This window comes from Streptomyces sp. SCL15-4, from assembly GCF_033366695.1.
Lineage (GTDB): Bacteria > Actinomycetota > Actinomycetes > Streptomycetales > Streptomycetaceae > Streptomyces.
On the sequence record NZ_JAOBTQ010000001.1, the window covers coordinates 7,176,925 to 7,192,933 of the forward strand.

The window sequence follows — 16,009 nt, forward strand, 5'->3', positions numbered from 1 at the left end:
CACTTGGCAGCGGCTTGAGCGGAGCGGTAGACCATCGTGAGCGGCGAGAACTCTTCAGCGGACGACGTGCGACGGGTGTGGGACGTCGTCGTGGTGGGCGCGGGCCCGGCGGGCGCCTCGGCGGCCTACGCGGCGGCGGTCACGGGACGGCGCGTGCTGTTGCTGGAGAAGGCCGAGCTGCCGCGGTACAAAACGTGCGGCGGCGGCATCATCGGCCCCTCGCGCGACGCCCTGCCGCCCGGCTTCGACCTGCCCTTCAGGGACCGGGTGCACGCCGTCACGTTCTCCCACAACGGCCGCTTCACCCGCACCCGCCGCTCCAAGCAGATGCTGTTCGGCCTGATCAACCGTCCCGAGTTCGACCGGCAACTGGTCGAGCACGCGCTGAAGGCGGGCGCCGAACTGCGGACGGGCGTCACCGTCCAACGGGTCGAGCAGCACGGCTCGGCGGTGCCGGACCGGCGCACGGTCGCCGTCGTCCTCCAGGGCGGGGAGACGGTGCTGGCCCGCGCGGTCGTCGGCGCCGACGGCAGCGCCAGCCGGATAGGAGCCCACGTCGGAGTGAAGCTCGACCAGGTCGACCTCGGCCTGGAGGCGGAGATCCCGGTGCCGGAGACCGTCGCCGAGGACTGGAAGGGACGGGTCCTCATCGACTGGGGGCCGCTGCCGGGCAGTTACGGCTGGGTGTTCCCGAAGGGGGACACGCTGACCGTCGGCGTGATCTCCGCGCGCGGTGAAGGCGCCGCCACCAAGCGGTACTTGGAGGACTTCATCGCCCGGCTGGGCCTCGCCGGGTTCGAGCCGTCCCTCTCCTCCGGCCACCTGACCCGCTGCCGCGCCGAGGACTCGCCGCTGTCCCGGGGCCGGGTGCTGGTCTGCGGGGACGCGGCCGGACTGCTGGAGCCCTGGACCCGTGAGGGCATCTCCTTCGCGCTGCGCTCGGGCCGGCTGGCGGGGGAGTGGGCGGTGCGCATCGCCGAGGCGCACGATGCGGTGGACACCCGCCGCCAGGCCCTGAACTACGCGTTCGCGATCAAGGCGGGGCTCGGCGTCGAGATGAGCGTCGGCAAGCGGCTGCTGACCGTGTTCGAGCGGCGCCCGGGCCTGTTCCACGCGGCGCTCACCGGGTTCCGCCCGGCCTGGCGGGCGTTCCGGGACATCACCCAGGGCGCGACCACCTTGGCCGAGATCGTCCGCTCCCGCCCGATCGCCCAGCGCGCCCTGACGGCCCTCGACCGCCGGGCGGCGGTCTCGGCGGAGGCTCCCGCTCAGGAGCCTGCCGCTGCCGACGGGGAGCCGGTCGGTTCCTGACGGGGCGGGCGGAGGGCCGGACGGGAGCGCCTTGGCCGTGGAGGACTCCGGTCCGGTCCGTACCCCCCTGGATGTACGGCGGACCACTCCGCTCGGCTGACGTGGCCGGTCCCGCGCGTACATCGCCCGCCAGCGGGTGGCCGGCCCGCTCGCCGCCACGACCCGTGGGAGCCGGACGGCGGCGCGGCTCGGCGCGCGCGGCCGGGCCCGACCGGTCGTGCCGGCCTACGCATCAGGGCTGGGACGGGGCGGCCACCGGAAGCGCAGCAGCACGCTCACCACCCGGGCCAGGAACACGACCGGCGCGACCACCGCGCCCAGCCGCAGCAGCACCTTCGACAGCGGACCGGGCAGATCGAAGAGCAGCGCCGGCCCGGCCACGGCCCCGAACAGCACCGCCGCCGCGAACAGGGCGCTGACCAGCGCGTAACCGATCTCGACCGTCATCGCGTCCCGTTCCGCCTGGCTGCGGCGGCCCCCCTGTGCCTCCATCCCGTCAGCTTCGCAGAGGTGCGCCCGGCGGGGCAACGACCCCCGCCGGGCGCACCTGTGGAGGCGGTCCCCCTAGTCGCGGACCGGGACCCGGTCCGCGTCCGCCTCCGTCACGGTGGACCTGGCGACCACGACGGAGTGGGCCGGCCGGGGCCGGCGCAGTCCGCTGAGCGAGAGCAGCAGCCCCACGACGGCGACGATCGTGACCACGACCAGTCCGGGCCGGTAGCTGTCCAGGACGGCCTGCGGAGTGGCCTTCTCGGGGGCGTGCGCGGTCACCACCGCCGTCACCACGGCCAGGAAGAGCGCGCCGCCCACCTGCACCGAGGTGTTCAGCAGACCCGAGACCATGCCCTGCTCGTGCTCGTCCACGCCGTTGGTGGCCTGGACGTTGAGGGACGGGTAGGACAGGGCGAAGCCCGCGCCGACCAGCAGCATGGTCGGCAGGATCACGGACGCGTAGACCGGGTTCAGGTCGATGCGCAGGAACAGCGCGTAGCCGGCCGTCATCATGACGAAGCCCAGCACGATCAGCCGTCCCGTGCCGAACCGGTCGATGACGGTGCCGACCTTGGTCGCGGAGAGCGCCACCAGCGCGCCCGCCGGGAGGAACGCCAGCGCCGTGTGCATGGCGGACCAGCCCAGCACCTGCTGCATATAGAGGGTGACCAGGAACTGGAAGCCCGTGTAGCTGCCGACGAAGGTCAGCGCGCCGAGCTGGGCCCGCACCTGCGGGCCCGAGCGCAGCACTCCGAGCCGGATCAGCGGGCTGGGGCTGCGCCGCTCGACGAGGACGAACACCACCAGCATGACGGCCACGGCGGCGAAGGACAGGATCGTGCGGGCCGAGGTCCATCCGGCCTCGGGTGCCTGGACGACGGTGAAGACGAGCAGCAGCATCGAGGCGGTGCCGAGGACGGCGCCCGGGACGTCGTAGCCGCCGTGGCCGCGCTCGCGCTCGCTGCGCGGCAGCAGCTTCATGCCCACGAACAGGGCGACCAGCGCGACCGGCGCCGGCAGCAGCATCGTGAACCGCCAGCTGGCCTCGGTGAGCAGGCCGGAGAAGACCAGGCCCAGGGAGTAGCCGGTGGCGGCGCAGGTGGTGTAGATCGACAGGGCCCGGTTGCGCAGCGGGCCCTCCGGGAACGTGGTGGTGATGATCGACAGGCCGGCCGGTGCCGTGAAGGCCGCGCTGAGGCCCTTGACGAAGCGGCTCGCGATCAGCAGCGGGCCCGAGTCCACGAGACCGCCGAGCAGCGAGGCGAGCGCGAAGACGGCGAGCGCCACCAGGAACACCTGGCGCCGGCCGAGCAGGTCGGCGGTCCGGCCGCCGAGGAGGAGCAGGCCGCCGTAGCCCAGGATGTAGCCGCTGACGATCCACTGAAGGGTCGACGTGGACAGATGGAGATCCGAGCCTATGGACGGGAGGGCGACGCCGACCATCGACACGTCGAGCGCGTCCAGGAACATCGCGGCGCACAGCACCAGAAGGGTGCCCCACAGCCGGGGAGTCCAGCGCACGGCCGGGGACGGGGCCGCGAAGGTGGTGAGCGGAGAGGTCATGGCGACGAGATTACATGCACGCGCATCAGATGCAAGCTCATTTAATTACAGTGCAACGAACATGGATTTCTGCTACCGTGCGGGCATGGCGGCGAAGAATGCCGAGCAGGGGCTCGTGGAGCAGTGGCGGGAGATTCTGACGCTGCACGCCCGCACCCAGTGCGAACTGGACCGGGTGCTGCACGGGCACGGGCTGTGCGCCAGCGACTTCGAGGTCCTCGACCTGCTGGCCGAGGGCATGGCCCCGGACGGCGGCTGTGCCTACCGGGTGCAGGAGATCTCCGACCGGGTCCATCTCAGTCAGAGCGCGCTGTCCCGGCTCATCGCCCGGCTGGAGAAGGACGGCCTCGTGGCGCGCGGCATGTGCGCGGAGGACCGGCGCGCGGTGCGGGTCTCCCTCACGGCGAAGGGGCGCGCGCTGCACGGTGAGGTACGGCCCGTGCAGCGCCAGGTGCTGGCCCGGATGCTGGCCGGCACGGGCTGACCGGACCTCAGACCCCGGACCGCTCCCGCCACAGGGCCGCGAGCGCCGGGTCACCGGTCACCCTCGGGACGTCCGTCCGGTTCCACAGCGCCAGGTACAACCGGTCGGCCGGGCCCGACAGTTCGGCTTCCACCTCACCTTCCGCCGCGCGCACCGTCACCGGCGGCGCCGCCGTGAGCCGTACGGTCCACACGGCGTCCGCACCCGCGTCCACCGCACGCACCCGCAGCACGCGCGGCTCCTCGCTGCGCAGGCGGCTGCGGTCGCGGGCGTGGAAGCCGCGCAGCAGTTCGTCGATGCCGTCCGCCGCGAAGTCCGTGGCGATCGGGGACGGCTCACCGCCGCGCGCTCGTTCGGCGTCGTAGCGGTGCACGGTCGTCTCGTGCGCCTGCCGACGGGTCCAGAACGCGAGCGGCGACGAGACGGGCGCCGGGTGGAAGGTCCAGCACTCCAGCTCGGCGGGCGCGGCGGCCAGCGTGTCCACCAGCAGGCGGTGACCGTCCCGGTACCAGGTCAGCAGCTCGTCGTCGGCCGCCTCCGGCGGATCGGCCAGCGGCCGGGGCGCGGTGGCCCGGTCGGCGACCATGGCGGCGGCCCAGCGGTGTACCGCTCCGGTGTGCCGCAGCAGGTCGCGCACCTGCCACTCGGGGCACGTCGGCACCTTGGCGTCGGGACCCGCGGCAGCGGCGGCCGCGGCCAGCAACCGGCCCTCGCGGTCCAGGGTTTCGAGAAAGTCGGTGATCTTCATGGGGCCAGTCTGCCGGATGTCAGAAGGCGCGGGCCGAGACATGGGCGACCACCCCCGTGCGCTTGTTCTGTGCGAGATGCCGGGCGAGCGTGCCGGTGCCGCCGGGGCACTGGGCGCGCGGGCCGGATGTCTTTCGTAAGGTCATGAGGCGACGATGCTCATGGCGGCACCCGCTCATCCGGGCGGCGGTCCTCTTGCACTCGAACGTGTGACGGGGCGAACGGTGCCGTGCCGGCCGGCGCCAACACCGACGGACGGGCAACCACGGGAGGGCGCTCGTACGATCCCACCGCCGCACGCTCGTTGATCCCGGCCCGGCCGTGCGGCGTGTGTGATCGGCTTGCGGTGTGGAGTCCATCATCGCCAGTGCCATAGCCGTCCTCGGCACGCTGCTCGGGTCGGCGCTGACTCTCGCGTTCCAGCGGCGCACCACCGACCGGAACCATGAGTTCACCCGGCGCGAGAAGCTCCGGCAGGAGCGGCTCGACGCCTACGCGGCCTACGCCGGCGCGTTGATCAACTACCGCCGCTGCCTGATCCATTTGTGGTTCTGCACCTACGAGCAGCCGCCTCCCGAGGACCCCGGCGCGGTGCGCCTGCGCGCCCACGACCTGCGCTCCCAGGCCCAGGAAGCCCTGTTCCGCGCGCAGATGCTCTCGGACGACGACGGCCTCGCCCAGGCCGCGGAAGACGTGCTGGAGGAGCTGGTGAAGCTGCCCAGGGCGGGCAGCAGGACCGAACTGGACGAGCTGAGAGTGCGGACCCGCGACCTCGTCAGCGCGCTGGTCCGGATGGCGAAGCGGGGTCTGTGAAGGAGCGGCGCGTCGCCACGCCGAGGACGGTGGCGACCGCGGCCAGCGCGGCCACGCTGGTGAGCGCGGTGGACAGGGAGAACCAGTCGGCCATGAAGCCGATCGCGGGCGGTCCGAGGAGCATGCCGCCGTAGCCGAGGGTGGAGGCGAGGGCGACACCGGACGGGCCGGCCAGCGCGCCCGCCTGGTCCAGTGCGACGGGGAAGAGGTTGGCGAGGCCGAGACCGGTGACCGCGAAACCCGCCAGCGCCGCCCACACCGAGGGCGCGAGCGCACCGAGCAGCATGCCGGCCGCCGCGACGCTGCCGCCGGCGATCACGGTCCGGGCCCGGCCGAGCCGGGCCAGCAGCGCCGTCCCGGACAGCCGGCCGATGGTCATGGCGAGCGCGAAGCACGCATAGCCCGTGGCCGCGGTGCCGGCGGAGGCCGCGAGGTCCTGCTGGAGGTGGAGCGCCCCCCAGTCGGCCATCGCGCCCTCCCCGTACGCCGTGCACATCGCGACGAGCCCGAAGACGACGACGAGACCGCGCCGGGACTTCCCGCCCGGCTGCGCCGCCGGCGTCCCTGAGTGCTCCGGCGGCGCCGGCGGCTCGCACCGCAGCAGGGTGCGCCCGGCGACGGCCGTCACGAGCAGCCCGACCACGGTGAGGCCCAGCAGGTGGCGAGTGGGGGAGAAGTGCTCGGCCACCAGTCCGCCGAGACCCGCGCCGACCATTCCGCCCAGGCTGAAGGCCGCGTGGAAACTCGGCATGATCGGCCTGCGCAGCGCGGCGACCAGATCGACGGCGGCGCTGTTGAACGCCACGTTCACGCCGCCGTAGCCCGCGCCGAACAGCAGCAGCACGGCCCCCAGCGCGGGCGCCGAATGGGTGAGCGGGGGCAGCGCCACGCTGAGCGCGAGCACCACCATGCAGACCACGGTCACCGGATGGCTGCCGTAGCGACGGCACAGCCGGCCGGTCAGCGTCATGGTGAGCACGGCACCGGCGGACACCCCGAGCAGAGCGAGCCCGAGGGCGCCGGCGGAGGCGTGCGTCTGGTGCTTGATGTCGGGGATGCGGACGACCCAGCCCGCGAAGATGAAACCGTCCAGTGCGAAGAATGCGGTGATCGCCGCGCGCAGTGCCGTGAGGCTGCGGCCCGGCACGACGCTGTGCACTCGGGTTTTGTTTACTATCGGCACAAACTCCAGCGTACGGGTGGCGACGGGGTCGGGCAAGGGAGACTCCGGTGGCGGTGCCCGGACGGCCGGCCGTCGGCCGCGGCCCTCAGGCGGCCGTGATGACGAACCGGCGTCCGGGGCTTCGCCCTTTCGAGGCGCCCCGTGCCGGCCGGTTCCGCCGCGTCGGCCGGCTCCCTTTCCCGTGTGCCCCCTGCCACGGGACCGGACCGGCTCCCTCACCGCGCGCGCCCACCTGCGCTTTCACCGCCCCGCGCGGCGCCGGAACGGGCAACTCGCGGTAGGCGCGAGTCTGTTCGACGGCAGAGCGGACGTGCGCATTCCCGAACGCGCGGGGGATACGGGTCGGTTAATGCTCGCTCACCAACTGGTTGCGGAGGGGTGAGCGCGCCATGATGGGCCCATGACGTTGGCCTCGCGCGCGCTCGCGCAACTGGCGACCTGGCCGGATCTGAGACAGACCGTCCCCAGCTGTGGCCTGGGTCAGGCGGTGAGTTCCGCCCACGGCGAGATCGTCCACTTCCACTCCGAGCGTGATGTCGATCTGCTGCTCACCGACCGGGCCGTCAGGCGCTTCACCAAGGACCTCAAGAACTCGGGCGCGATCAGGATCGTGCGCGGCTCGCCGTGGGTGACGCTGCGCCTGGACGCCGCGAGCGACGTCGACCTGCTGCTGACGCTGGTGAGCGTGGCGCTCCAGGCCCCGCAGACGTGGCCGGACCCGGCCGGCCGGCCGGCGGCGGGCTGCAACGACCAGCGGGGCGCGGGATTCGTGAAGGCCGACCTCGGCCGCATCTGAGGCGGCCGGTCCGGCGGGCCGGCGCCCGGTGGGCGCCGACGCGGCTCGTCAGCGGTGCGGCTGGTGGTGCTCGCCTGCGCGCCTCACACCGCCAGCACCCGCACGCCCGCCTCCTCCAGCCGCCGTACCGTCTCCCGCTCCACCGCCGTGTCCGTCACCAGCGTGTCCACCAGCTCGGCCCCGCAGATCCGGGCGAACGCGCGGCGGCCCAGCTTGCTGGAGTCGGCGGCGACCACCACCCGCTCGGCGCGCTCGCACAGCAGGCGGTTGATGGCGGCCTCCGCCTCGTCGTGCGCCGACGCCCCGTGCGTGACGTCGAAGCCCACGACTCCGAGCACGGCCACGTCCAGCGTGATCTGGCCCAGCACCCCGTCCGCGAGCGGACCGATGAGTTCGTACGACTGCGCGCGCGCCACCCCGCCCGTCACCACGATCTTGAACTGGGGCCGCACGGCAAGCTCGTTGGCGATGTTGAGGGCGTTGGTGACGACGGTCAGCGCCGGCGAGCCGGTGGCCAGATCGCCGCGCACGGCCAGCGCGCGGGCCACCTCCGTGGTGGTCGTACCGCCGGTCAGCCCCACCGCCTCGCCCGGCGCCAGGAGTTCGGCCACCGCCTTGGCGATGCGCTGCTTCTCCGAGGCGCGCCGGGCCGTCTTGTAGCGCAACGGGAGTTCGTACGACACCCCGTGCACCACCGCTCCGCCCCGGGTGCGGACCAGCATCTGCTGCTCGGCGAGCTGGTCGAAGTCCCGGCGGATCGTCGCCGCCGACACCGCCAGCTCGGCCGCCGCCTCCTCGACCTCCAGCCGGCCGCGCTCCACGAGCAGTTCCAGCAGCGCCTTCCAGCGGGCGTCCCGGGACATCCGCGGCCTCCCATCCCATCCTCCGGACGATCTCCCGGCGACCCTAGCGCACCCGACTTCCCACCCGAATGCTTGATTGTGATCGAAATCTCGCTATACCTTGCAAGAACAATCAGCAAGGGGAGGGTGTGGGCCATGACCCATGTCGAGAACGAGCTGAACAGCCAGCCGGAGTGCTGGATACGGGCGGCCGAGCAGGCCGAGCGGCACCGGGACGCGCTGCCGCGGACGGGGGAGCGGGTCGCCGTCGTCGGGTGCGGGACCTCGTACTTCATGGCCCAGGCGGTGGCCGCGCTGCGCGAGGGCGCGGGACAGGGCGAGACCGACGCGTTCGCCGCCTCCGAGTTCCCGCACGGGCGGTCCTACGACCGGGTTCTCGCCCTCACCCGGTCCGGCACCACCACCGAGGTACTGGATCTGCTGCGCGAGGCGGCGGGGCGGACCCGCACCACCGCCGTCACCGCCGACCCGGACACCCCGGTCGGAACGGCCGCGGACGACCTCGTCGTGCTGGACTTCGCCGACGAACGCTCCGTCGTCCAGACCCGGTTCGCCACCACCGCGCTCACCCTGCTGCGCGCCCACCTCGGCCTGCACACCGACGCCGTCGTGGCCGACGCCCGCACCGCCCTCGCCGCTCCGCTGCCCGAAGGCCTCGCAGAGTGCGCGCAGTTCACCTTCCTGGGGCGCGGCTGGACCGTCGGACTCGCCAACGAGGCCGGGCTGAAGATGCGCGAGGCCTCCTTGTCCTGGACCGAGTCCTACCCGGCGATGGAGTACCGGCACGGCCCGATCAGCGTGACCACCGAGGGCACCGCCACCTGGATGCTCGGCACGGCACCCGAGGGCCTCGCCGCACAGGTGCGCGCCACCGGCGGGACGTGGATCGAGAGCGGACTGGACCCGCTCGCCGAACTCGTCCGCGTCCAGCGGCTCGCGGTCGCGGTCGCCGCCGCCCGCGAACTCGACCCCGACCGGCCGCGCCATCTCACCCGCTCGGTGATCCTCGCCCCCTGAACACCGGCCCCGCCCAGGAAGGACACCCCGTGCCCCTCGTGCCCACCGGCGAGCTGGTCACCCGGGCCGCCGCCGCCCGCCGCGCCGTCGCCGCGTTCAACGTCATCACCCTGGAACACATCGAGGCCGTCATCGCCGGCGCCGAGTCGGCCGGTTCACCCGTGGTGCTCCAAGTCAGCGAGAACGCCGTCAAGTTCCGCTACGGACGGCTCCTGCCACTGGCCCGCGCCGCCGTCACCGCCGCCGAACGGGCGGCCGTCCCCGTCGGACTGCACCTGGACCACGTGCAGAGCGACGACCTGCTGCGCCAGGCGCCCGACGCCGGATTCGGCTCGGTCATGTACGACGCGGCCCGCCTGCCGTACGCCGACAACCTCGCCGCGACCCGCGCCGCCGCCGACTGGGCGCACGCCCAAGGGCTGTGGATCGAGGCCGAGTTGGGACAGATCGGAGGCAAGGACGGCCTGCCCCCGCTGGACGCGCACGCGCCCGGCGCGCGCACCGAACCGGGCCGGGCGCGGGACTTCGTCGCCTCCACCGGCGTCGACGCCCTGGCCGTCGCCATCGGCAGCGCGCACGCCATGACCCGCCGCACCGCCGTACTCGACCACGCCCTGCTGGAACGGCTGTCCGCCGCGCTGAGCGTGCCGCTCGTCCTGCACGGCTCCTCCGGCGTGCCGGACGGCGCACTGGTCGCGGCGGTCGGCGGCGGCATCGCCAAGGTCAACGTCGGCACGGCGCTCAACGCGGCCATGACCGGCGCCATCCGGGACTTCCTCGCCGCCCGGCCCGAGGCCGTCGACTCGCGCGCGTACCTCGGCGTGGGGCGGGAGGCGATGGCCCGCGAGGTACGGCGGATCATCGGGGTGCTGCCCACGGCCGGCGGCTGACCGGCACCGGGAGCGGGATGCGCCAGCCGCGCGGCCGGTCCGGCTCCGCGGCTCCCGGCGGACCGGCTAGTCCTTCCTGACCGCCCGCAGCACCACGAACTTCGGGTCCGACGCCACCGTTTCGCTGTTCCCGAACAACCGCTTCAGCTTCACGTGATAGCCGAGGTGCCGGTTGCCGATCACCCACAGCTCGCCGCCCGGCCGCAGCGCGCGCTTCGCCCCGGTGAACATCCGCCAGGCCGTCGCGTCCGTGGTCGCCTGGTGGGAGTGGAAGGGCGGGTTGTTCAGCACCAGGTCCACACTGCCGGAGGCGACCCCGGCCAGCCCGTCCCCGACCCGGAACTCGGCGTGCCCCGGCACCCCGTTCGCCTTGTACGTCGCCTCCGCCGAGGCCACCGCCTGGAAGGACTCGTCCACGAACAGGACCTCGGCCGTCGGATCGGCCAGCGCCACCGCCGTCCCCACCACGCCGTTGCCGCAGCCGAGGTCCACCACGCGCCGCGCGCCCGGGTCCGGCAGGTGCCGCAGCAGGAAACGGGTGCCGACGTCCAGCCGGTCGGCGCAGAAGACGCCCGCGTGGTTGACCACCGGCCGCCCCGACACCGCGCCGACGCCGTCCGGCAGGGCGTAGCCGTACGGCCACGGGTTCGCGGGCCGCTCCAGGGCCGGGTCGGGGGTGCAGAAGATCAGCCGGGCCTTCTGCCGGGCCAGTGAGGTCCGGGTCGGCCCGAGGATCCGCTCGAACAGCCGCAGCGTCGAGGTGTGGATCTCCTTCACCATGCCGGTGCCGACCACGACCGTGCCCGCGTGCACGGCGGGCGCCAGCCGCAGCAACTGGTCCTCCAGCAGCGCCAGGCTCTTGGGCACCCGCACCAGCAGCACGTCCACCCGCTCCGGAGGCGGGTCCTGGGTGGTGAGCAGCCCCACGCCGCCCGGCTCCACACCGGCCCGCGCCAGGTTCGCCCGGGTCGCCTCCTGGCCGAGGAAGGAGTCGGTGATCTGCGTCGGCCGGTGCCGGGCCAGCGCGGTGACCAGCGCGCCCCAGCGGTCCCCGACCACCACGACCGTGCCGGTGAGCGGCACCTCCTCCTCGGCGAGATGGCGCAGCAGGTACGCGTCGGAGGCGTCCCAGGCACGCAGCCGGTCGCGAGGGTCCTCGGGGAAGCGGGTCAGCTCGACCTCGCCCCACGGTGTCGTCATACGGTCGCTCATCGTGCGTCCAGGCTAGCCGAGCCGCAGCTCAGGGCCCGTGGGGCAGGATGGGGGCATGGAGGACGAGCTCTTCCCCAGGGAGCGCGCGCGGGTCGCGCCGGGCGCCGTGCACGTCCCGGACTGGCTGGACCCCGCGCGGCAGCGCGCCCTGCTCGCCGCCTGCCGGGAGTGGGCCCGGCCTCCCGCCGGCCTGCGCACGGTCCGCACGCCCGGCGGCGGCACGATGACCGCGCGCCAGGTCTGCCTGGGCTGGCACTGGTACCCGTACGCCTACACCCGCTACACCCGCACCGCCGTGGACGGCGACGGCGCCCCCGTCAAACCGTTCCCGGACTGGCTCGGCGAACTGGGCCGGCGCGCGGTGACCGACGCCCTCGGCCCGGACGCCGTACCGGCCGCGCCGTACGACATCGCGCTGATCAACTTCTACGACGCCGACGCCCGCATGGGCATGCACCGCGACGCCGACGAGGAGGCCGACGCGCCGGTGGTCTCCCTCAGCCTCGGCGACACCTGCGTGTTCCGCTTCGGCAACACCGCCACGCGCGGCAAGCCGTACACCGACGTCGAGCTGCGCGGCGGCGACCTGTTCGTCTTCGGCGGCCCCTCCCGGCTCGCCTACCACGGCGTGCCGCGCGTCCGCCCGGGCACCGCACCGGACTGGCTGGGCCTGGCCGGGCGGCTGAACATCACCCTGCGGGTGAGCGGCCGGTAGCCGACGCGACCGGTCACCCCGGGCGCCGGCCATGGGAGACTCGCCCTCATGAACGGCAAGGCGGATCCCCGGACAACGGGGGAGAGGACCACCTCGAGGGCGCGGCTGGACCGGGGGCGCGGTGCCCTCGGACCCGCGCTGGAGCTGGTGCACACCGGACGGGCGCCGACCCGGGCCGTGCTCACCGCCGAACTCGGCGTCACCCGGGCGACGGCGGGCGCGGTGGCCGCCGAACTGGAGGCACTGGGCCTGATCCGCGTGGACGCCCGGCCCGGCTCCGCGGCCGGCTCCCAGGGCCGCCCCTCGCACCGGCTGGAGGTCGCCGAGGACGGGCCGGTGGTCCTCGCGGCGCAGATCCACGCCGACGGCTTCCGGGCCGCGCTGGTCGGGCTCGGCGGCCGGATCGTGGCGACCGCGCCCGGCTGCGAGACCGTCGAGGCCGACCCCGCCAAGGTGCTCGGCAGCGTCGTGGAGGCGGGCGCCGAGCTGCTGCGCGCGACCGGCCGACGCTGTGTCGGCGCCGGGCTCGCCGTGCCGTCCGCCGTCGCCGAACCCGACGGCCTGGCCCTCAATCCGCTGCACGTGGCCTGGCCCGTCGGCGCGCCCGTCCGGCGGACCTTCGCGGAGTGCGTGCGCGCCGCCGGCATCACCGGGCCCGCGTTCACGGGCAACGACGTCAACCTCGTCGCGCTCGCCGAGCACCGGCACGGCGCCGGCCGGGGCGCGCGGGACCTGCTGTGCGTGGCCACCGGCCACCGCGGGGTCGGCGGCGCGCTCGTCCTGGACGGCCGGCTGCACACCGGCAGTTCGGGGCTCGCGCTGGAGGTCGGCCATCTCACGGTCAACCCCGAGGGCCGCCCCTGCCACTGCGGCAGCCGCGGCTGCCTGGACGTGGAGGCGGACCCGCTGGCCCTGCTGGTGGAGGCCGGCCGCGAGCCCGGACCCGAGGTGTCGCTGCTGCGGCAGGCCGACGACCTGCTGCGCACCCAGTACGACGATCCGGCCGTCCGCAGGGCGGCCGAAGCCCTCGTCGACCGCCTCGGCCTCGGACTGGCCGGCCTGGTCAACATCCTGAACCCGGACCGCATCATCCTCGGCGGTCTGCACCGCACCCTGCTGGCGGCCGACCCGGGCCGGCTGCGCGCGGTGGTCGCGGACCGCAGCCTGTGGGGTCAGAGCGGCGGCGTCCCCATCCTGCCGTGCACCCTGGACCACAGCAGCCTGGTCGGCGCCGGGGAACTGGCCTGGCAGCCGGTCCTGGACGACCCGCTGACGGCACTGGCCGCGGGCACGGAGTGACCCGGAGAGCGCCGGGCCGTCAGTACGTCACCGTGATCCGGCGCGCCGGGCCGTCCACACGGACCTGCCCGCCGCAGGGGATCACCAGCTGCGGATCGGTGTGTCCGAGATCCACGTCGAAGACGGCCATGGTGTGCGGGGCATACACCTCCAGCGCGCGGAGCACCGCCTCACGCTGCTCGGTGACATAGCGCCGCTTGGCGTCCGCGTCGTTGGGCTGCTCGAAGGTCCAGGCCTTGGCGCGGGCCATCAGCAGCGCGGGGAAGCGCTCCAGCAGGCCGCGCTCCCCCATGTTGCGCAGGATCCGGAAGACCTCGGTGGCACTCGGCAGCTCCTCCGAGGTCTCCAGGAACAGCACGTCGCCGTCGTAGGCCGCCGGATCGCGTGCGATCTCGCGGTCGGCCATCAGCAGCCAGGACAGGATCTCCAGGTTGCCGCCCCAGGCGCGCCCTTCCACGACCCGGTCGGGCCGGTGCCAGATCCAGCCGCCGGCCGGCTCCGAGTCGGGTTCGGCGTCGAAGGTGGCGGGGTCGGCCCAGTCGCGGTCGGTGTCGCGGTAGCGCTCGGCCGGGCGCAGTTCGTACGGGCCCGAGGTGAACAGGGCCGCGCGCAGCGAGTCGGCGGTCATCGGGTGCAGCGCGTACGGGCGGCCCAGCTCGGTCATCACGGCGGCGCCGTGATAGCCGACGATGCCCAGATTGCGCAGGAACAGCAGCAGATTGGTGTTGTCGCTGAAGCCGAAGAACGGCTTGGGGTGGGCGCGGATCAGCTCGCGGTCCAGGTGGGACAGCACGGTGATCTGGTCGTCGCCGCCGATGCTGGCCATCACCGCCTTGACCGTCGGATCGGCGAAGGCGGCGTGGATGTCGGCGGCGCGGTCCCGCGGACTGGCGCCCATGGTGCGGGTGGTGGGATATTCCACCGGTTCCAGGCCGAAGTCCTCCCGCAGCCGCTTGAGCCCCAGCTCGAACGGAAGCGGCAGGATGCCCGCCAGACCGGAACCGGGCGAGAGGACCGCGATACGGTCGCCGGGCACGGGCTTGGGCGGATACACAGGTGTGATCATGCCGGTCAGGCTAGAGGCCCGCTCCCGGCCGATCATCCGTATTTCCCGCCCGGCCCGCTCACTTCCAGTCGGCGCCGAACGCCCGCCCGGGGTGCTCCCCGAGCATCCGCTCCACCAGCTCCGCGCCCACCGCCGCCGCCAGCCGCCGCCGCACCCGGCGCAGCAGATACGGCATCCCGGGCCCGCCGTCGACCGAACGCGCCCCGGCGGTCACCGTGTCCCCGCCGAGCAGCAGCCGGTCCCCGAACCCCGCCTCGGCCAGGGCCCGGACCGCCTCCGGCATCCGCCAGTCGGTGGCGTGGTGGGCGCGGGACGGACCGTCGAAGGCCAGCCAGCAGCCCGCCGCCGCGGCCTCCCGGTGCACCGCCCAATCGGGAAAGCGGTTCAGATGCCCGAGGATCACCCGCTCGCCCGGCACCTCCAGCGCACCGCACAGCAGGTCGAGCACGTCCAGCGCGCCGGTGCCCAGCTCCAGGTGCACGGCGATGGGCGCACCGGTGACGTGGTGTGCCTCGGCCGCCGCCGTCATGGTCCGGCGGGCGTGCGCGTCGAGCCCGTGGAACCCGCCCGCCACCTTGATCAGTCCCGCACGCACCCCGGTCGTCCCGATGCCCTCGGTCAGCTCCGACACGAACAGCCCGGCCAGCCGGCCGCCGCTCAGCCCGTCGAGCGCCTCGGGAGCGTAGTGCGCCGCCTGGTGCAGTCCGGTGGCGCAGACGATCCGCACCCCGGTCGCCCGGGACAGCGCCGGCAGGTCCGCCGCCCGCCGTCCCATGCCGTACGGCGTCCACTGCGCCACGGCCGCTCCGCCCGCCGCCCGGAACGCCGCCAGCTCGGCCCGCGCGGCGGACACGTCGTCCAGCTCCTGTCCCGGCAACCGCGGGCTGCGCAGGAAGAGATGGTCGTGCGCGTCACACACGCCCAGCTCGCCGGGCGGGATGTCACCGAGGACCGTACGGACGCGCCTCACCACTGCCGGCCACGCGGAAGCCGGTCGCGGCCGGGCGCGGACAGGTGCAGCACCTCGAAGAGATCCCCGTCGGCCTCGGGGGCGTCGTGCCGCCAGAGGGAGAAGTGCACGACCTCCCAGGCGCGCGTGTCCACGGCCGCCGCCGCGAGCACCGCGCCGTCCGCCGCCGCCAGCCTCCCGGTCTCGGCCACCGCGTCCGCCATGAAGGACGCCAGCTCCACGCCCTCCGGCACCGGCCGGCGCCGCCGGACGGCGTACGCCGGCACGGACGCGGTCGCCGTGCCCTCCTCGAAGGCCAGACCGGTCCACTGCCGTACCTCCGGCCGCCCGAAGTCGTCGACGGGCCCCTGGAAGGCCCCGTCCCACAGGAACCTGTTCATGCCCTCCAAGGTGTTCCACAGGTAGAACGGCCCGTACTGGTTCACCGGCGAGCCGTTCACTCCGCGCTCGCGCATCACATACGTCTTGATGCCCAGGCCGTCCCAGTCGTCCAGCACATGCCCGACACGGGCGACCCGGGACCGGACGATCCCCATGTCGTAGCCGGCGGGCAGGGTGAACTCGTACTGCATCGCGTGCATGCCGTGC

18 protein-coding genes are annotated in these 16,009 nt (G+C 74.0%); 8 read left to right on the forward strand and 10 right to left on the reverse strand.

The features are described from left to right. The first annotated feature begins 36 nt into the window (after positions 1-36). Positions 37-1,311: a geranylgeranyl reductase family protein gene (locus SCK26_RS32325; RefSeq protein WP_318204887.1), complete on the forward strand. Its 1,275-nt coding sequence runs from the start codon at positions 37-39 to the stop codon at positions 1,309-1,311. A gap of 225 nt (positions 1,312-1,536) precedes the next feature. On the opposite strand, the gene SCK26_RS32330 is transcribed toward SCK26_RS32325, so the two are convergent. Together SCK26_RS32330 and SCK26_RS32335 are read right to left on the reverse strand one after the other, a co-directional pair. Next, the gene (locus SCK26_RS32330) at positions 1,537-1,803 is read right to left on the reverse strand and encodes a DUF6332 family protein (protein WP_318204888.1); all 267 of its coding nucleotides are present in this window, start codon (positions 1,801-1,803) and stop codon (positions 1,537-1,539) included. Positions 1,804-1,875: 72 nt separating this feature from the next. Continuing rightward, positions 1,876-3,366, reverse strand: coding sequence for an MFS transporter (locus SCK26_RS32335; protein ID WP_318204889.1), 1,491 nt, complete (start codon positions 3,364-3,366; stop codon positions 1,876-1,878). An 85-nt stretch (positions 3,367-3,451) separates the two neighbouring features. Here SCK26_RS32335 and SCK26_RS32340 point away from each other — a divergent pair, with 85 nt between their 5' ends. Further along, the gene (locus tag SCK26_RS32340) at positions 3,452-3,850 is read left to right on the forward strand and encodes a MarR family transcriptional regulator (protein WP_318204890.1); all 399 of its coding nucleotides are present in this window, start codon (positions 3,452-3,454) and stop codon (positions 3,848-3,850) included. A 7-nt stretch (positions 3,851-3,857) separates the two neighbouring features. On the opposite strand, the gene SCK26_RS32345 is transcribed toward SCK26_RS32340, so the two are convergent. Both SCK26_RS32345 and SCK26_RS32350 read right to left on the reverse strand, forming a co-directional pair. Next, positions 3,858-4,598 (reverse strand): maleylpyruvate isomerase family mycothiol-dependent enzyme, encoded by a 741-nt coding sequence (locus SCK26_RS32345; protein ID WP_318204891.1) that lies wholly within the window; start codon positions 4,596-4,598, stop codon positions 3,858-3,860. 19 nt (positions 4,599-4,617) lie between these two features. Further along, positions 4,618-4,743 (reverse strand): hypothetical protein, encoded by a 126-nt coding sequence (locus SCK26_RS32350; RefSeq protein WP_318204892.1) that lies wholly within the window; start codon positions 4,741-4,743, stop codon positions 4,618-4,620. A gap of 202 nt (positions 4,744-4,945) precedes the next feature. On the opposite strand from SCK26_RS32350, the gene SCK26_RS32355 reads away from it, so the two are divergent. Beyond that, the gene (locus SCK26_RS32355) at positions 4,946-5,410 is read left to right on the forward strand and encodes a hypothetical protein (RefSeq protein WP_318204893.1); all 465 of its coding nucleotides are present in this window, start codon (positions 4,946-4,948) and stop codon (positions 5,408-5,410) included. Here SCK26_RS32355 and SCK26_RS32360 read toward each other — a convergent pair. Continuing rightward, positions 5,373-6,557: an MFS transporter gene (locus tag SCK26_RS32360; protein WP_318206139.1), complete on the reverse strand. Its 1,185-nt coding sequence runs from the start codon at positions 6,555-6,557 to the stop codon at positions 5,373-5,375. The genes SCK26_RS32355 and SCK26_RS32360 overlap by 38 nt on opposite strands. Before the next feature lie 436 nt (positions 6,558-6,993). On the opposite strand from SCK26_RS32360, the gene SCK26_RS32365 reads away from it, so the two are divergent. Further along, the gene (locus tag SCK26_RS32365; RefSeq protein ID WP_318204894.1) at positions 6,994-7,389 is read left to right on the forward strand and encodes a luciferase family protein; all 396 of its coding nucleotides are present in this window, start codon (positions 6,994-6,996) and stop codon (positions 7,387-7,389) included. A gap of 83 nt (positions 7,390-7,472) precedes the next feature. Here the strand turns inward: SCK26_RS32365 and SCK26_RS32370 are convergent, their stop codons facing one another. Continuing rightward, positions 7,473-8,252: a DeoR/GlpR family DNA-binding transcription regulator gene (locus SCK26_RS32370; RefSeq protein ID WP_318204895.1), complete on the reverse strand. Its 780-nt coding sequence runs from the start codon at positions 8,250-8,252 to the stop codon at positions 7,473-7,475. 135 nt (positions 8,253-8,387) lie between these two features. On the opposite strand from SCK26_RS32370, the gene SCK26_RS32375 reads away from it, so the two are divergent. Next, positions 8,388-9,269 (forward strand): SIS domain-containing protein, encoded by an 882-nt coding sequence (locus tag SCK26_RS32375; RefSeq protein ID WP_318204896.1) that lies wholly within the window; start codon positions 8,388-8,390, stop codon positions 9,267-9,269. 29 nt (positions 9,270-9,298) lie between these two features. After that, complete coding sequence (locus SCK26_RS32380) at positions 9,299-10,159, forward strand: class II fructose-bisphosphate aldolase (protein WP_318204897.1); 861 nt, start codon at positions 9,299-9,301, stop codon at positions 10,157-10,159. Between the two features lie 66 nt (positions 10,160-10,225). Here SCK26_RS32380 and SCK26_RS32385 read toward each other — a convergent pair whose 3' ends face one another. Next, positions 10,226-11,359, reverse strand: coding sequence for a methyltransferase (locus SCK26_RS32385; protein WP_318206140.1), 1,134 nt, complete (start codon positions 11,357-11,359; stop codon positions 10,226-10,228). A gap of 67 nt (positions 11,360-11,426) precedes the next feature. Between SCK26_RS32385 and SCK26_RS32390 the strand changes: the two genes are divergently transcribed. Together SCK26_RS32390 and SCK26_RS32395 are read left to right on the forward strand one after the other, a co-directional pair. After that, complete coding sequence (locus SCK26_RS32390; RefSeq protein ID WP_318204898.1) at positions 11,427-12,086, forward strand: alpha-ketoglutarate-dependent dioxygenase AlkB; 660 nt, start codon at positions 11,427-11,429, stop codon at positions 12,084-12,086. Between the two features lie 48 nt (positions 12,087-12,134). Beyond that, positions 12,135-13,385 carry an ROK family protein gene (locus SCK26_RS32395; protein WP_318204899.1) on the forward strand — a complete coding sequence of 417 codons (1,251 nt, stop codon included), beginning with the start codon at positions 12,135-12,137 and terminating at the stop codon, positions 13,383-13,385. 19 nt (positions 13,386-13,404) lie between these two features. On the opposite strand, the gene SCK26_RS32400 is transcribed toward SCK26_RS32395, so the two are convergent. Genes SCK26_RS32400 through SCK26_RS32410 form a run of 3 tightly spaced genes read right to left on the reverse strand, consistent with a single transcriptional unit; the run spans position 13,405 to position 16,002 of the window. After that, positions 13,405-14,451, reverse strand: a complete 1,047-nt coding sequence (locus SCK26_RS32400) for an LD-carboxypeptidase (RefSeq protein WP_318204900.1) — start codon at positions 14,449-14,451, stop codon at positions 13,405-13,407. Between the two features lie 58 nt (positions 14,452-14,509). After that, positions 14,510-15,421 (reverse strand): phosphotriesterase, encoded by a 912-nt coding sequence (locus SCK26_RS32405; protein WP_318204901.1) that lies wholly within the window; start codon positions 15,419-15,421, stop codon positions 14,510-14,512. Continuing rightward, the gene (locus SCK26_RS32410) at positions 15,418-16,002 is read right to left on the reverse strand and encodes a DUF4865 family protein (RefSeq protein ID WP_318204902.1); all 585 of its coding nucleotides are present in this window, start codon (positions 16,000-16,002) and stop codon (positions 15,418-15,420) included. Before SCK26_RS32410 ends, SCK26_RS32405 begins: the two co-directional genes overlap by 4 nt. Between the last annotated feature and the right edge of the window lie 7 nt (positions 16,003-16,009).

What these genes read in the sequence shown, in the direction of transcription:
- SCK26_RS32340 (WP_318204890.1), top strand. Translation starts at nt 3,452, where the DNA reads ATGGCGGCGAAGAATGCCGAGCAGGGGCTCGTGGAGCAGTGGCGGGAG.
- SCK26_RS32390 (WP_318204898.1), top strand. Translation starts at nt 11,427, where the DNA reads ATGGAGGACGAGCTCTTCCCCAGGGAGCGCGCGCGGGTCGCGCCGGGC.
- SCK26_RS32365 (WP_318204894.1), top strand. Translation starts at nt 6,994, where the DNA reads ATGACGTTGGCCTCGCGCGCGCTCGCGCAACTGGCGACCTGGCCGGAT.
- SCK26_RS32375 (WP_318204896.1), top strand. Translation starts at nt 8,388, where the DNA reads ATGACCCATGTCGAGAACGAGCTGAACAGCCAGCCGGAGTGCTGGATA.
- SCK26_RS32350 (WP_318204892.1), bottom strand. Translation starts at nt 4,743, where the DNA reads ATGACCTTACGAAAGACATCCGGCCCGCGCGCCCAGTGCCCCGGCGGC.
- SCK26_RS32370 (WP_318204895.1), bottom strand. Translation starts at nt 8,252, where the DNA reads ATGTCCCGGGACGCCCGCTGGAAGGCGCTGCTGGAACTGCTCGTGGAG.
- SCK26_RS32330 (WP_318204888.1), bottom strand. Translation starts at nt 1,803, where the DNA reads ATGGAGGCACAGGGGGGCCGCCGCAGCCAGGCGGAACGGGACGCGATG.
- SCK26_RS32335 (WP_318204889.1), bottom strand. Translation starts at nt 3,366, where the DNA reads ATGACCTCTCCGCTCACCACCTTCGCGGCCCCGTCCCCGGCCGTGCGC.
- SCK26_RS32385 (WP_318206140.1), bottom strand. Translation starts at nt 11,359, where the DNA reads ATGACGACACCGTGGGGCGAGGTCGAGCTGACCCGCTTCCCCGAGGAC.
- SCK26_RS32345 (WP_318204891.1), bottom strand. Translation starts at nt 4,598, where the DNA reads ATGAAGATCACCGACTTTCTCGAAACCCTGGACCGCGAGGGCCGGTTG.
- SCK26_RS32410 (WP_318204902.1), bottom strand. Translation starts at nt 16,002, where the DNA reads ATGCACGCGATGCAGTACGAGTTCACCCTGCCCGCCGGCTACGACATG.
- SCK26_RS32400 (WP_318204900.1), bottom strand. Translation starts at nt 14,451, where the DNA reads ATGATCACACCTGTGTATCCGCCCAAGCCCGTGCCCGGCGACCGTATC.
- SCK26_RS32395 (WP_318204899.1), top strand. Translation starts at nt 12,135, where the DNA reads ATGAACGGCAAGGCGGATCCCCGGACAACGGGGGAGAGGACCACCTCG.